The sequence below is a fragment of the Paractinoplanes ferrugineus genome (assembly GCF_016862195.1).
In the GTDB taxonomy this organism is placed as follows: Bacteria; Actinomycetota; Actinomycetes; order Mycobacteriales; family Micromonosporaceae; genus Actinoplanes; species Actinoplanes ferrugineus.
The window spans coordinates 1-14,333 of record NZ_BOMM01000020.1; the positions used below are offsets into that span (position 1 = coordinate 1).

The window sequence follows — 14,333 nt, forward strand, 5'->3', positions numbered from 1 at the left end:
GGCCAGCACCACCTGCAACGGCAGCACCGTGACCGGCCTGGGCATCCAGACCGCCATCAAGATCATGTACAACGCGATGCTGCTCAAGACGTCGGCCTCGTCGTACCTGCGGTACCGGGTGTGGACCCTGCAGGCGGCGAAGACCCTCTTCCCGGGCAGCTGCACCGAGTTCAACACGGTCAAGGCGGCCTGGACCGCGGTGAGCGTGCCGGCCCAGACGGGCGAGCCCACCTGCTAGGTCGCTCGCCAGGAGCGTCGGAGCCGGCCCGCCAGCCGGCTCCGACGCTACTTCCGTCCCTGGTCAGGGGGCGGGATGTCGTCGTCGTACTGCCCGGAGCGGCCGGCGTGCCGATGACCCGCCCGGTAGGGCCACGGGTTGGCGGTGCACCCGTGCAGGCCGAGCGTCTGCTGCTGCATGACCGGGGCCGCCTCGCCCGGCCCGGAGCACAGCTCGTGGCCGTCGCCCAGCCGGTGGCCCACCTCGTGGTTGACCATGTAGGCGCGGTACACCGCCAGGGTCGCCCCGTAGCCGGGCACCCCCTTGACCCAGCGGGCCACGTTGAGCACCACGTCGGAGCCGTTGCGGCAGGACGTGTAGCCGTCGGGCACGTCGTCGCACAGCCGGTCACGGGTGTCCGGGGTGACCAGACGGACCGTGAAGTCGGCCGAGTCGCCCGCACCGACCTGCCGGAACCGCCACTTCCCGCCCGCCGTCCAGCCCTGCGGAGCGCCGAGCGTCGCGGCCACCGTACGGGCGAAGGCGGCCGGTGACAGTCCCTTGATGTCACTCTCCACTGCCACGCGATAGCGCATCAGTCGCCCCGCGTCCCCGGCCGTGCCCCCGGCCGGCGGCGCGACCAGCCAGTTGCCGTGGCCGTTCGCCGGATAGGTGATCCTCGGCGGCGCCGCGGGGCTGACCCGCGGCTCGGCCGCCATCGGAAGCGGGCCCGGGGCGGTCGCCGGCGGGACCGCGCGCCCCGATACCGGGCCCGGAACACACCCCGCGGTCAGGAGCACCGCGACCAGCGGCAAATACGAACGGAAAGCCATGTGATCTCTCCTTGTGGACTCAGGAGAGACGACGACTGCGCGCTACCGCGGGTTGGCCGCCGTGGAATTGGTCACCACAGCCAACTCGACGACTTGTCGACCTTCAGCGTGGTCACCGGGACGGTACGCAGCAGGGTGAGCGACGAGTGGCCGGTGCCGAAGTCGTCGAGGGCGTCACCCCCGGCATATCGCGAGACGAAGGCCGGATCTGAGTCGGACCGCCCGGATGGGACACAAACCTCAAGTGCTCAGCCGGGTGGTGCGGCTGCCGATGGCCGGACGTGGAAATCAGCTGGCGGATGTGGCTCGGCATCGGTGGTGTCGCGACGCTCGCCTACGCCCTGCTGCCGGGGGGCACGCGGTGGCATGCCGGGGCGTACGCCCTGATCGGCGTGGCGTCGATCGTCGTGCTCGTGCGCGCCGTCCGCCGGCACCGCCCGCACCATCCGTCGACCTGGCACGCCTTCGCCGCGGCCATCGCCGTGTGGCTCGCCGGCGCCGTCCTGGACCGGCTCGCCGTCGAGGCGCCCTGGACGCAGGTCAGCATGGCGCTGGCCCTGATCGGCTACCCGCTGGCCTGCTGGGCCCTGTTCAGTCTGCTGCGCGGGCGGGCCCGGGTCGACGACCGTACCGCCCTGCTCGACGGCGGCATCATCGCGACCGGTCTGGGCCTGGTCTACTGGACCGTGCTGCGGGGTGACGCGTTCACCATCGAGGTCGCCTTCACGGTGGGCGACATCGCCCTCTTCGTGCTCGTCGCGCTGCTCGTCACCACGCCGGGCGCCGGCACGGTCAGTTACCGGCTGATGGTGAGCGCGATGATTTCGATGGCTGTCGGTGACATCCTGCTCGTCTCGCCCCAGCCGCCGCACGGCGGCGGGCCGGCCGACATCGCCCTGCTGGCGTCCAACACGCTGGTCGCGGCCGCGGCGGCGCACCCCTCGATGCGCCGGCTCACGGTGCCGCTCGCCCGCCCGCCGCGCTTCGTCCGGCCCCGGCTGGCCCTGCTCGGTACGGCCATCCTGCTCCCGCCGGGGGTCAGCCTCTACCTCGGCGCCACCGGCCGGATCGCCGACGAGTGGCTGCCCACCGGCATCGCCTGCGCCCTGCTGCTCCTGCTCGTCACGCTGCGGATGGCCGGTCTGCTCCACCGGGTCGAGTCGGAGTCGGCGTGGCTGGAACGGCTGGCCAACCACGACGCCCTGACCGGCCTGGCCAACCGCCGCCGGTGGGACGATCGACTGCCGGCCGCGATGGCCCGCAGCGAGGTGAGCGGCACGTCGCTGATCGTCGGGCTGATCGACCTCGACCACTTCAAGCGGTACAACGACACGCATGGTCACCAGGCCGGTGACGAACTGCTCAGCCGGGCAGCGGTGGCCTGGCTGATGAACCTGCGCGACGACGACATGCTGGCCCGCCTCGGCGGCGAGGAGTTCGCGGTGCTGCTCGCCGGCCATTCGATGGCCGAGGCCGCCGCGGTGCTGGAGCGGCTCATGGCCGCCACTCCGCAGGGGCAGACGTTCTCGGCCGGGTTGGCCGCGTGGGACGGCCGGGAGAGCCCGGAGGATCTGCTGCGGCGCGCCGACGAATTGATGTACGCGGCGAAGCGCGCCGGTCGGGCCCGGATCACCACGAAGCAGGGCGTCTCTCTGGTGTGATCGGCATTCGGTGGACATTAAGAACTTCTATGTCTTGAAAAATGCGTACAAGATCTCTGTATCGGTATGTTTCCTAACTGGAACGTTTTCCTTACCGGTGGGTAGACAAGGGTTTTCCCCATTTCGAACATCGAAGAATGTGCATACCGTCTCCCAGCACTGGCCGCGGTGACACCGAGGCCGGAGTCGAGCCCGCCGGAACCTCGCACCGGCGGGGAAGGAGTACGCGTTGAAGTTCCAGAACATGGCCGTTGCCGTGGGGACCGCCACCGCGGTCGCCGCCGCCCTCGCCGCCGCGCCGGCGAACGCCCAGCCGAAGGCGCAACCCGCCGTCTCGCCGCTGGTCGCCGCCGCCGACGGGGCCGACGCCCTGGTTGCCTCGAAGCCCTCGTTCCTGCACGCCAGCAGCCTGGACACGTTCCAGCGGCGCGCGGTGATCCAGTCGGCCGGGCACAGCTACGTGCCGTTCACGCGGACCTACAAGGGCCTGCCGGTCGAGGGCGGTGACTTCGTGGTCGCCACCGACGCGGCCGGCAAGGTCACCTACACCTCGGTCGCGCAGACCGGCCCGATCGGTGAGCTCTCCACCGTGCCGAAGATCTCCGAGGCGGCCGCGCAGGCCACCGCCAAGGCGCAACTCAAGACCGTCACCTCGGTCGAGGGCACCAAGCTCGTCGTGGTCGCCACCGAGGGCAAGGCCGCGCGCCTCGCCTACCAGACCACGGTCAACGGTACGAGCGCCGAGGGCGTGTCCCGGCAGACGGTGAACGTGGACGCGGTCACCGGCCAGGTGCTCGGCTCGACGGAGCACGTCACCAGCGTGACCGGCTCCGGCAACGGCTGGATCTACGGCTCGGTGTCGATCGACACGACCAAGTCCGGCTCGACCTACCTGCTGCAGGACCCGTCGCACACGACGATCAAGGCGCAGAACGCGACCGGCAACGCGACCTTCTCCGGCTCCGACAACGTGTGGGGCAACGGCGTCGGCACCAACCGCGAGAGCGGCGGCGTCGACGCGTTCTACGTGGCGCAGAAGCAGTACGCGATGCTGTCGTCGTGGCTGGGTCGTAACGGTCAGAACGGCTCCGGTGGCGCGTGGCCGATCCGGATCGGCCTGAACCAGCAGAACGCCTACTACGACGGCACCCAGGTGCAGATCGGCAAGAACACCGCCGGCCAGTGGATCGCGTCGGCCGACGTGGTGGGCCACGAGCTCGGGCACGGCATCGACGACAACACCCCGGGCGGCATCTCGGCGAAGGGCACTCAGGAGTTCGTCGCCGACACGTTCGGCGCGGCCACCGAGTGGTACATCAACAGCCCGGCCGACGCCCCCGACTACCTCGTGGGTGAAGAGGTCAACCTGGTCGGCTCCGGCCCGATCCGCAACATGTACAACCCGTCGGCGCTGGGCGACTCGAACTGCTACTCGAGCAGCACCCCCAACGGTGAGGTGCACGCCGCGGCCGGTCCCGGTAACCACTGGTTCTACCTGCTCGCGCAGGGCACCAGCGGCAACGGCCAGCCCGCCTCGTCGACGTGCAACAGCTCCACGGTGACCGGCCTCGGCATCCAGAAGGCCATCAAGATCATGTACAACGCGATGCTGCTGAAGACGTCGTCCTCGTCCTACCTCAAGTACCGGGTGTGGACGCTGCAGGCGGCGAAGACCCTCTACCCGGGCAGCTGCACCGAGTTCAACACGGTCAAGGCCGCGTGGACCGCGGTGAGCGTGCCGGCCCAGTCCGGCGAGCCCACCTGCTCCTGACGTACTGATTCGAAGGGCCGGCGCATCGAGCGCCGGCCCTTCGGCGTCGCTCAGTCCAGACAGAACTCGTTGCCCTCCGGGTCGGCCAGCACGATGAAGCCGAAACTCAACGGGGGCGCCGGTTCGTGCCGCTGGAGCCGCTTCGCCCCGAGCGCCACGAGCCGGTCGCATTCGGCCTCGAGCGCCGCCATCCGCTCGGCACCCCGCAGACCCGGCGCCGCCCGTACGTCAAGATGCAGTCGATTCTTCGCGACCTTGCCCTCCGGCACCCGTTGGAAGAAGATGCGCGGCCCGGTGCCGTCCGGGTCCTCAATGGCCGACTGGTTGTTGCGCTGGTCCGCCGGCACCTTCATCCGGTCGAGGAACTCGTCCCACGCGGCGAGCGGGTCGGCACCCGCCGGCAGTTCGACACCGGGCGGGCCAGGATGGACGTAACCGAGCGCGTCGCGCCAGAAAATCGACTGCGCCTGCGGGTCGTGAACGTCGAAAGTGACCTGAATCTCGCGGCTCATGCGCCCACCTAAGCACGCATTGCGGTCAGATTCCGTCCGCTTCGGTGGCCACCAGCTTGTCGAGCGCGCCGCCTTCCCGTCCGCGACTTCGCTGAAGAACGGGCCTCGAACGCTTGGGGGGCAGCATTTTCAGGGAAGTTGTGGAGGGCTCGCCCTGGGCGTGCGGGATTCGCCGGCCTTGTTCGTAGCGAAAGCTGTCAAAACCGACGCGGCGAGTGACGGGGGCCGACATGTGGGAGCGCATCCCACTAGGTGGACCGCCCGGTCGCCGGGTGGGAGAGCGCGGGTGGACGCCCCGGCCCGGCGGGTGCGGGCGCGAGCAATCGGGTCGGGGGGTCAGCGGACTCCGCTCATCAGGCGCTGGATGGGGGTTCGGGCCAGCCACAGGGCGATGCCCAGGATGATGGCTGTCGCGCCGAGGATGCCGAAGTAGGGGACTTCGTTCTGCTGGCTGTAGTAGCCGGCGAGGGTGCCGGACATGGCGGTGCCCAGGGCTACGGAGAGGAAGAACAGGGCGACCATCTGAGTGCGGAACGCCTCCGGGGCCAGTTTTGTCGACAAGGCGAGGCCGACCGGGGAGAGCAGGAGTTCGGCGACGGTGAAGACCAGGATGATGCCGGTCAGACCGAGCAGCGGGACGCTGTTCGCGCCGGTGCCGGCGAACGGGAGGAAGAGCAGGAAGGCCACGCCCATCACGGTGGTGCCGGCGGCGAACTTGACCGCAGTGGTGGGCTGGCGGTCGCCCAGGCGCAGCCACAGGGCGGCGAAGACCCCGGACAGGATGATGATGAAGACCGGGTTTATCGACTGGACCCAGGAGACCGGCATCGTCCAGCCGAAGACGTCGCGATCGAGGCGCTCATCGCCGTAAATGGTTACCACCGTGAATTGCTGCTGATAGAGCGACCAGAATGCGGCGCTGGCGATGAACATCGGGATGAAGGCGACGACGCGGCGGCGTTCGACGTCGGCAATTCGGCGGCTGGACAGGATGACGGCGAAATAGGCGACGGCGGCCAGGATGCTCAGCACCACGACGATTGTGGACAGATGGGCGGCGGGGAGCAGACCGGTGAGAGCGAGCACGGCCACGACGGCGATGACGGCGGCGGCGAGGGCGGCCACGAGTGGGCGGCGTTCGCGGGGGAGCGGGTTGGCGATCTCGTGGGCGCTCGCCGGCAGGGTGCGGCGGTTCATGGCGTACTGGGTCAGGCCGATCGCCATGCCGACGGCCGCGGCGCCGAAGCCCCAGTGGAAGCCCGCTTCTTTCTGCAGCAGGCCGGTGAGCAGCGGGCCGACCAGGGCGCCGAGGTTGATGCCCAGGTAGAACAGGGAGAAGCCGGCGTCGCGGCGGGGATCGTCGGCGGCGTAGAGGGTGCCGACGATGGCGGTGGCGGTGGCCTTGACACCGCCGGAGCCGAGGGCGATGAGGATCAGGCCGGTCGCCACGCCGGGGATGCCGGGGATCAGGGCCAGCCCGACATGTCCGCACATGACCAGGATCGCGCTGCCGAACAGGACCCGTTCCGGGCCGAGCAGGCGGTCGGCCAGCCAGGCGCCGATGACCGTCGCCAGGTAGACCGAACCGCCGTAGGCGCCGACGATGCTGGTCGCGGAGTCCTTGTCGAGTCCCAGTCCACCGCGGCTCGCCTCGTAATACAGATAGATCAGCAGGATGCCCTGCATGCCGTAGAACGAGAAACGCTCCCACAGTTCGACGCCGAACAGATTGGCGAGCGCCCAGGGCTGCCCGAAGAACTTTCTTTCCGGTTTACGCTCCGCGACCGTCATGGGTGACCGTCTACCCCGGGGCGGCGTTGATCACCCGCCGACCATTTCCTCCCTCGATGAGGATTGTTCAGGGCGGTGGAGACCGAGCCGCTGCCGTGCGGCCCGGTGCTACTGGAGGTCGGCCCTGCATAACCCTCATTGACATCGCGCCAATAGGCCGTATGTTGAGCGTTGCCATTCTGGCCGGGGTAATTGGGGAGATCGCGGATGCACGTCAGGCTGTCGATGTGGGCACGTGCACAGCGGCGCCGGTGGCAGGTGGTTCTTGCGGCCGTGGGTCTGCTGTCGCTCGGTGTCGGTGCCGGGGGTGTGCTCGCCGACGCCAACTCGCCGGAGCCGGTGCCGCTGACCCTGGCGCCGCCGTGGGAGCCGGTCGTCCCGTCGCCGGGCGGTCCGGTGACCCTGCCGCCGCCGGACGCTCTCCGGCCGCCGAGTGCCCCGGCGACGATCGAGGTGGTCGCGCCCACCACCCCGGCACGAACCGCGGCGGCGTCCCCGGCGCCGGTGCAGCCGCTGCTGACCGTGCTCGCGGGGCAGATTCCGGCCGAGGTCGACCTCGGCCGGGAGGGCGTCAAGGACTGGGTCCACTGGGGACTTTCGACGGCGAGCTCGGTCGACCGCAAGTGGGGGGTCACCGCGGCGATCAAGGACCTGGGCAGCCCGACCGCGCGCGGGCGCTACGACAACAATCCGCAGGTCTACCGCTGGTCGGCCGGCGACCCGACCTGGGCCTGGGACGACACCCCGACCGGTGTCTACGTCTGCGGCGCGGACACCGGTTTCGTGCTCCAGCTGCCGGCCGGCCCGGCGACCCGCACGCTGCGCCTCTATGCCGGGGTGTGGATGGCCGAGGGGCAGCTCACCGCCACCCTCGACGGGGCCGCGGCGGTCAGCCGTACGCTGGTGAACACCCAGGCGCTCAGCACCACCCGGTTCGAGATCAAGTTTCGGGCGGCGGCCGGCAGCCGGCTCAACCTGAGCTGGAACGCGACCGAGGTCTACCACCCGACCTGTGGCAACGTCGACATCCAGGCGGCCACGCTGAGCTGACCGGACAATCGGAGCCATGCCCACCGAGATGCGCCGGCCCCTGCTCGTGGCGATGGCCGCCGTCCTGCTCGCGGCGGCCGGTGTCGCCCTGCTGGCGGGCGCGGGCGGGGACACCCGGCGGACGCACGTCGTGGTCGACCGGGTGCCGATGGACGAGGTGCACCCGGCCGGTGCCGCCAGGCATCCCGGGGTGGTGGTCGCGCACGGGTTCGCCGGTTCGGCCGAGCTGATGGCGCCGTTCGGCGACACCCTCGCCGCCCGCGGCTATGTGGTGGTGCTGCTCGACTTCAGCGGGCACGGCGCGAACACCCGCCCGATGCGGGACGACGACGGTGCCGGTCGGCAACGCGACCTCGACGTCGCGGTCGCTCACCTGCGGTCGCTGCCGGACGTGGATCCGGCCCGGATCTCGCTCGTCGGGCACTCGATGGGAGCCGGGGCGGTGACCCGTTACGCGGCCGCGCACGACGACATCGCCGGCACCGTGGCGATCTCCCTGCCGGACGCGTCGGACCTGCCGCCCAGCCGGCCCGTCCGGCTGCTGACGCTTGTCGGTGGGCTGGAATTCCCCGCCTTCCGGACCGCGGCCGAGAGGGCGGCGGCCGAGGAGACCGGCCGGAGCGAGGTGGTGCCCGGCGCCGACCACGTCTCCATCCTGTTCTCGCCGACCGCGCACCGGGAGACGGCCGACTGGCTCGACCAGGCCACCGGCGGCCCGCTGCCGGCGCCGATGAGACGAGCCGGTGGGGCGGCGCTGCTGCTGGTGGCACTCGCGGCCGGGCTGGTGCCGGTGGCCCGGCTGCTTCTCGGGCCCGGCCGGCGCCGGTGGCCGCGCTTCGAGTGGCGGGCGGTGGCGGTGACCGCCGGCGCGGCCGCCGTGGCTGCCGTGGCGGCCCGGTTCCTGCCGACCGACGACCTGCCGCTGCGACTCGGCGGTTACGTGGCCGGCCTGACCGGCGTCACGGGGGCCTTGCTCCTCGCGTACACAAGCCGCCGCCCTGCCGTCGAGGAAGCCGCACCCAGACGCCCGGCCGCACCCCTGCTGATCCTCTACGCGGCGATCTCGATCGCCGTTCCGCTGCAGCTCGGCCTGACCCATGTCGTGCCGGTCGGACCCCGCTGGTGGTTGCTGCCGGTGGTCTGGGCCGGCTTCCTGCTCCTGGGGTACGCGGTGGAGCGGGCCGGCGGCAACGCCCTGACCCTGCTGGCCGTCTCGGCGCTCACCGTCGTCGCCCTGGTCGCCGCCGCGGTCGTCGGCCTGACCTCGACGTTCGTGCTGCTCGTGGCTCCGCTGCTGGCCGTGCTGATGGTGGGGCAGGCGGTATGGAGCGCGGTGCTGCACCGGTTCGGCGCGCCCCGCTGGGTGATCGCGGCGGCCGGCTCCCTGCTCGTCGCCTGGCCGATCGCGACCACCCTGCCGCTGGTCAGCTCTTGATCATCGTGACGTCGTCGAACCAGACGGTGCCGGTGTTCGCGCCCGACTTCAGGTGAACCTGCAGGCCGGCGGTGCCGGCCGGGGCGGTCGCGTCGACCGACAGTTTCGTCCAGCCGGTCGTGCCCAGCGGCAGCGCCGCCGACGAGGCGCCGCCGAGCCACTTGTCCTTGGCGTCGAACCAGCTCAGCGCGATCTGCGAGGTGCCGGTCGCGGCGTTGCCGCGGGCCCACACCTCGGCGTGCCACTTCTGGCCGGCGAACACCGGGACGATCGGCGAGATCCGGTACGACGGTGAGCCGGCCGACGTCTTGCCGGTGCGGGTCATCGCGACCGACCACTTGCCGGACCGGGCCATCGCCTGGGTGCGCACCGGCACACCCAGCTCCGGCATGAACGCGCTCCACGGGGTCTGGGCGGCGGTGTTCTCGAACCCGGGATCGAGCACGGTGGCCGGGTAGGCGGTGCCGGTCCAGGCGGCCTTGACCACGGCGGCGGCCGGCTTCGCGGTGCCGTCGGTGCGGTACAGCCCGTACGTGTATTGGGCCGGCACCTTGGCGACCGCCGATTCCGGGATGGCGCCGGCGGTGAAGTCGTTGAGCGTCCACGGCGCCACCGAACCGACGCCGGCCGCCTCGGCGGCCTCGAACACCCGGGCCAGATAGGCGGCCTGCTCGCCCTCGGTGACGTTCAGCGTGCTCGCCCCGGCCTCGCCGATCACCAGCGGGGCCGGCGCGACCGCGGCCTTCGCCTGCTGGATGATCGACAGAGCGCGCTCGGAGTTGCCGTAGAAGTGGAAGTCGTAGTAGTCGAGCGGCACCGCGGTCTTCAACCGGGCCAGGTCGTTTATCGGGTCGTCGGCGCTCACCGAGATGGTCAGCGGGAACCCGGGCATGGCCGTCCGGACGGCGGGCAGGATCTTCTTGGCCCAGGCGATCGCGGTCGCGTTGGCCGGGTCGAGCTCGTTCTGCAGGCCGACCGAGATGATCCGGTTGTCGTAGCGGTAGGGCGCCAGCACCGCGGTCGCCCAGCCGGCGCTGCCGGCGGTGTCGGAATAGCCGTCCCACCAGTCGAACAGGGTGAGCTTCACGGTCAGGCCGTGGCTGCCGGCCAACGACACGAACTGGGCCAGCTTCGCGGTGTATTCGGGCTTCGGGGCCGGATAGCCGAACAGCGTCGGGAACAGCATCGCCCGCACGCTGTCGGCGCCGAGGCTGCGCGCCCTGGCCAGGTCGGCGTCGATCTTCCGGGCGTCGAAGGTGGTCCACATCCGGGTCCAGCCGGCCGCCGACGGGTAGTAGTTGATCTGCTTGGCGGTGGTCACCGCGACCATCCGCTCACTCAGCCGCGCGGTGTCGTCGGTGGACATCGCCGGGGCCGCCTCGACCGGAGCGGCCGTCATCAGCAACGGCGCCAGCAGGGCGACGCCGAGACCTCGGCGCAGGGCACGGGAGATACGCATGTACGACTGGTCCTTCGCTGAGCGTTCCGAGCAGGGCGACGAGTCAAGTCGGTCGCGCGAAGGCCCATAAAAGGTCTGTCGATTGCGGTACGGGGTGCGTTTCGGGAGTGGACCGGTTACTGACCCCCCACCTGCTTGCGGTACGCCGCGCGCACCATCTCGGCGATCTCGTCGGCGCTGCCCGGCCGGGCGAACAGGTAGCCCTGTCCGTAGGTCACGCCCAGCTGGGAGAGCATCTCCTGCTGGTCGGCGTGCTCGATGCCCTCGGCCACCGTGCTCAGCCGCAGCGCCTTGCCCAGGCCGACCACGGCCTCGGCCAGGGTGGCGTCGTCGCTGTCGTCGGTGATGCCGTCGATGAACGCTTTGTCGATCTTCAGGATGTCGATCGGGAAGCGGCGCAGGTAGGACAGCGACGAGTAGCCGGTGCCGAAGTCGTCGACGGCGATCTGCACGCCCAGCTCCCGCAACTCGTGCAGGGTGACGACGGTGGCGTCGACGTCGTGCATCAGCAGCGACTCGGTGATCTCCAGGACCACCAGGTGCGGCCGGATGCCGCTGTCGGCGAGCGCCGCGCGGACGGTGTCGACCAGGTCCGGTTCCTGGAACTGGCGGGCCGACAGGTTGATGCTGACCCGCACGTTCTCCGCGCCGGGGATGGCGGAGTGCCAGCCGGCCACCTCGTGGCAGGCCACCCGCAGGACGTGCGCGCCCAGCGGGACGATCAGGCCGGTACGTTCCGCCTGCGGGATGAACGAGTCCGGGCCGACCAGGCCGCGCGTCGGGTGCTGCCAGCGGGCCAGCGCCTCGACCCCGATCAGCAGGCCCGACGGCAGGTCCACGATCGGCTGGTAGACGACGGTGAACTCGTCGGCGCCCAGGCCCCGTTCCAGCTCGGTACGGGCCTCCGCCTCCATCACCGCGGCGGTGTACATCGACGGGTCGAACACCGCGATCCGGTCCCGGCCGCCCAGCTTCGCCGCGTACATGGCCAGGTCGGCGTCGCGCATCAGCTCGTTGGCGGTCTCCACGTCGGCGTCCTGCGTCGCCTTCAGGGTGGCGATGCCGATGCTCGCGGTGCCGATCAGGTCGCTGGTGCCGAGCCGGACCGGCAGCTTGATCTCGGCGAGCAGGCGCTCGGCGAGCGTGTGCAGACCCAACTCGTCGAGCTCCTCCACGAAGACGGCGAACTCGTCGCCGCCGAGCCGGGCCAGCGTGTCGGACGGTCGTACGACCGAGGTCATCCGCTGGGCGACGGTGCGCAGGAAATCGTCGCCGGCCATGTGGCCGAGGGTGTCGTTGATCTTCTTGAAGTCCTCCAGGTCGATGAGCAGGAGCGACACGTGCCCGCCGTTGCGGGCGTGCCGGCGCACCGCCGTGACGATCCGGTCGAGCAGCAGGGCGCGGTTCGGCAGCCCGGTCACCGGGTCCTCGAACGCCTGCCGGAGCAGCTCGGCGCGCAGCGCGTTCTGGGTGCTGACGTCGCGCACGCTCAGGATGACCGCCCGGATGTCCGGGTCGTCGAGGTGGTTGGTGCCGGTCACCTCGGTGTCGATCCAGGTGCCGTCGGAGTGCAGGGTGCGCGTCTCCAGCGAGCCGGTCGCGCCGGCCCCGGCGACCCGCAGGTCGCCGAGGAACGCGTTGATCCGCTCGACATCGTCCGGGTGGGTCATCTCGCCCAGGTCGGCGAAGGTGAGCGAATCGGCGTCCCGGCCCAGGATCCGGCCGATCGACGAGCTGACGTAGCGGACCTCGCCCTCGCCGACGGCGAGCACCGCGTCCGAGCCGTTCTCCATCAGCGCGACGGTGCGGCGCTCGGCCGCCCGGCGCTCGGCCAGATGGTGCCGGCGGTTGTTGGCGGTCAGCAGGCAGAGCCCGGCCACCGCGAGCATGACCGAGGCGATCGACGTGGTCAGGACCACATCGGCGCCCGGCCGCAGGACGATCATCGCGCCGTACCCGACGAGCCCGGCGGCACCGAGCCCCAACCCGGCCCGCGAGCCGATCGTGGTCGCCGCCGCCGCCGTCAGCATGACCGCGCCGACCGGGAAGATCAGCTGGGCGTACGGGTCGGCCAGGCAGAACAGGAAGTGGACGGCGAGCGCGGCCGAGTACGAGGCGACGACCGCCCGCGGCATCCACGGCCGCCCGGCCAGCGAGTCCCACCGCAGCGACTGCGCCCCGGCCAGGACCAGCACGGCCGCACCGAGCGCGGCGAGCACCGGCGCCCGGTGACCGGGCCACGCGAACCCGACCCGGACCATCCCCAGCACGGTCAGGGCGGCGAACACCCAGAGGTTGAGCCTGATCTGACGCGACAGATGGTTGACCCGGCTCCGCTCGCCGTCCGTCCATCGCATCACCATGCCCGAGGTGATCGGCAGGGCCGCGCATCCACCTGAGGGGAATCACTCACCCCCGCGATCGGCCGCGGCCCCGGCCGGGCAGTATTCCGGCATGGGTGAGTGGCGGCGGCTGCGGCTCCGGGACGTGTGCGAGCGGGTCGACTACGGGCTGACCGCGAGCGCCACCGCCGTCGACACCGGCACCCGCTTCCTGCGCATCACCGACATCGTCGGCGCCCGGCTCGACTGGCGGACCGTGCCGTTCGTCGACGCCGACGAACGGACCCGCGAGCGCTACCGCCTGGCGCGCGGTGACATCGTCGTCGCGCGTACCGGCTCCACGACGGGGGAGAGCCGATGGCTCGCCGAGGTGCCGCCCGGCGCGGTCTTCGCCTCCTATCTCGTGCGGCTCCGGGTCAAGGCCGAGCACGACCCCCGCTTCATCGGGTACGCGCTCCGATCCCCCGCCTTCCGCTCGTACGTCGCCGGGGTCGTCGGCGACAAGTCCGCCCAGCCGAACGCGAGCGCCGCCACCCTGACGGCCGCGGTCATCGCCGTACCGTCGCGAAGCACACAGCAGGCGATCGCCGCCGCACTCGGCGCACTCGACGACAAGATCGCGCTGAACGACCGCATCGTGGCCACCTCGGACGCCCTGCGCGCGGCCGTCTGGGAGGCGGCGGTCGCCGCGAACCCGGTGACCGTGCCGCTCTCCGAGGTCGCGGAGTTCGTCAACGGCCGCCCCTTCACCAGAGGCGCCACCGGGCACGGCCGCATGGTCGTCCGGATCGCCGAGATCACCTCCGGCCCCGGCCCGGCCACCGTCCACCACGACCTCGACGTCGCCGACCGGCACCTGGCCCGCCCCGGCGACGTGCTCTTCGCCTGGTCCGGCTCGCTGACGGTGGCCCGCTGGTTCCGCCCCGAGGCCATCATCAACCAGCACATCTTCAAGGTGATCCCGCGCGCCGGCCGGCCGCCCTGGACGGCCTACGAGGCAGTCCGCTCCCGGCTGGCCCGCTACCGTGCCATCGCCGCCGACCGGGCCACCACCATGGGCCACATCCAGCGCCGCCACCTCAACGAGCCGGTCACCGTCCCCGGCCGCACTCCCGACCTGGAAAGCTTGTGGCAGCGAGCCCTGGCCGCGGAACAGGAGTCACTCGCCCTCGCCGACCTGCGCGACACCCTGCTGGCGAGGTTGCTGCCGGCGGCACCCGGCCCGGTTGCCGATGGTGAGCAGGTCCGCTCTGGATGACCTG

General features: G+C 71.2%; 11 protein-coding genes. 6 read left to right on the forward strand and 5 right to left on the reverse strand.

Annotation, left to right across the window (positions count from 1 at the left end; translation table 11 throughout):
- A partial coding sequence (locus Afe05nite_RS13155) for a M4 family metallopeptidase (RefSeq protein WP_203817343.1) occupies positions 1–238 on the forward strand: 238 nt, incomplete at its 5' end.
- A 47-nt stretch (positions 239–285) separates the two neighbouring features.
- Here the strand turns inward: Afe05nite_RS13155 and Afe05nite_RS13160 are convergent.
- A complete protein-coding gene (locus Afe05nite_RS13160; RefSeq protein ID WP_203817344.1) occupies positions 286–1,050 on the reverse strand; it encodes a DUF3152 domain-containing protein in 765 nt (254 codons plus the stop codon).
- Positions 1,051–1,331: 281 nt separating this feature from the next.
- Between Afe05nite_RS13160 and Afe05nite_RS13165 the strand changes: the two genes are divergently transcribed.
- A complete protein-coding gene (locus tag Afe05nite_RS13165; protein ID WP_203817345.1) occupies positions 1,332–2,711 on the forward strand; it encodes a GGDEF domain-containing protein in 1,380 nt (459 codons plus the stop codon).
- Positions 2,712–2,955: 244 nt separating this feature from the next.
- Positions 2,956–4,482, forward strand: coding sequence for a M4 family metallopeptidase (locus Afe05nite_RS13170; RefSeq protein ID WP_203817408.1), 1,527 nt, complete (start codon positions 2,956–2,958; stop codon positions 4,480–4,482).
- Between the two features lie 50 nt (positions 4,483–4,532).
- On the opposite strand, the gene Afe05nite_RS13175 is transcribed toward Afe05nite_RS13170, so the two are convergent.
- Together Afe05nite_RS13175 and Afe05nite_RS13180 are read right to left on the reverse strand one after the other, a co-directional pair.
- The gene (locus Afe05nite_RS13175) at positions 4,533–4,994 is read right to left on the reverse strand and encodes a VOC family protein (RefSeq protein ID WP_203817346.1); all 462 of its coding nucleotides are present in this window, start codon (positions 4,992–4,994) and stop codon (positions 4,533–4,535) included.
- A gap of 336 nt (positions 4,995–5,330) precedes the next feature.
- Positions 5,331–6,785, reverse strand: coding sequence for a peptide MFS transporter (locus Afe05nite_RS13180; RefSeq protein WP_203817347.1), 1,455 nt, complete (start codon positions 6,783–6,785; stop codon positions 5,331–5,333).
- Positions 6,786–6,992: 207 nt separating this feature from the next.
- Between Afe05nite_RS13180 and Afe05nite_RS13185 the strand changes: the two genes are divergently transcribed.
- Both Afe05nite_RS13185 and Afe05nite_RS13190 read left to right on the forward strand, forming a co-directional pair.
- Positions 6,993–7,835, forward strand: coding sequence for a hypothetical protein (locus Afe05nite_RS13185; protein WP_203817348.1), 843 nt, complete (start codon positions 6,993–6,995; stop codon positions 7,833–7,835).
- A 16-nt stretch (positions 7,836–7,851) separates the two neighbouring features.
- On the forward strand, positions 7,852–9,270 hold the full coding sequence (locus tag Afe05nite_RS13190) for a dienelactone hydrolase family protein (protein ID WP_203817349.1): 1,419 nt from the start codon (positions 7,852–7,854) through the stop codon (positions 9,268–9,270).
- On the opposite strand, the gene Afe05nite_RS13195 is transcribed toward Afe05nite_RS13190, so the two are convergent.
- Together Afe05nite_RS13195 and Afe05nite_RS13200 are read right to left on the reverse strand one after the other, a co-directional pair.
- On the reverse strand, positions 9,260–10,729 hold the full coding sequence (locus Afe05nite_RS13195) for a glycoside hydrolase family 5 protein (protein ID WP_203817350.1): 1,470 nt from the start codon (positions 10,727–10,729) through the stop codon (positions 9,260–9,262). The two genes, Afe05nite_RS13190 and Afe05nite_RS13195, sit on opposite strands and share 11 nt — an antisense overlap.
- 116 nt (positions 10,730–10,845) lie before the next feature.
- Complete coding sequence (locus tag Afe05nite_RS13200; RefSeq protein WP_203817351.1) at positions 10,846–13,092, reverse strand: putative bifunctional diguanylate cyclase/phosphodiesterase; 2,247 nt, start codon at positions 13,090–13,092, stop codon at positions 10,846–10,848.
- 91 nt (positions 13,093–13,183) lie between these two features.
- Between Afe05nite_RS13200 and Afe05nite_RS13205 the strand changes: the two genes are divergently transcribed.
- The gene (locus tag Afe05nite_RS13205; protein WP_203817352.1) at positions 13,184–14,329 is read left to right on the forward strand and encodes a restriction endonuclease subunit S; all 1,146 of its coding nucleotides are present in this window, start codon (positions 13,184–13,186) and stop codon (positions 14,327–14,329) included.
- Positions 14,330–14,333: the final 4 nt, after the last annotated feature.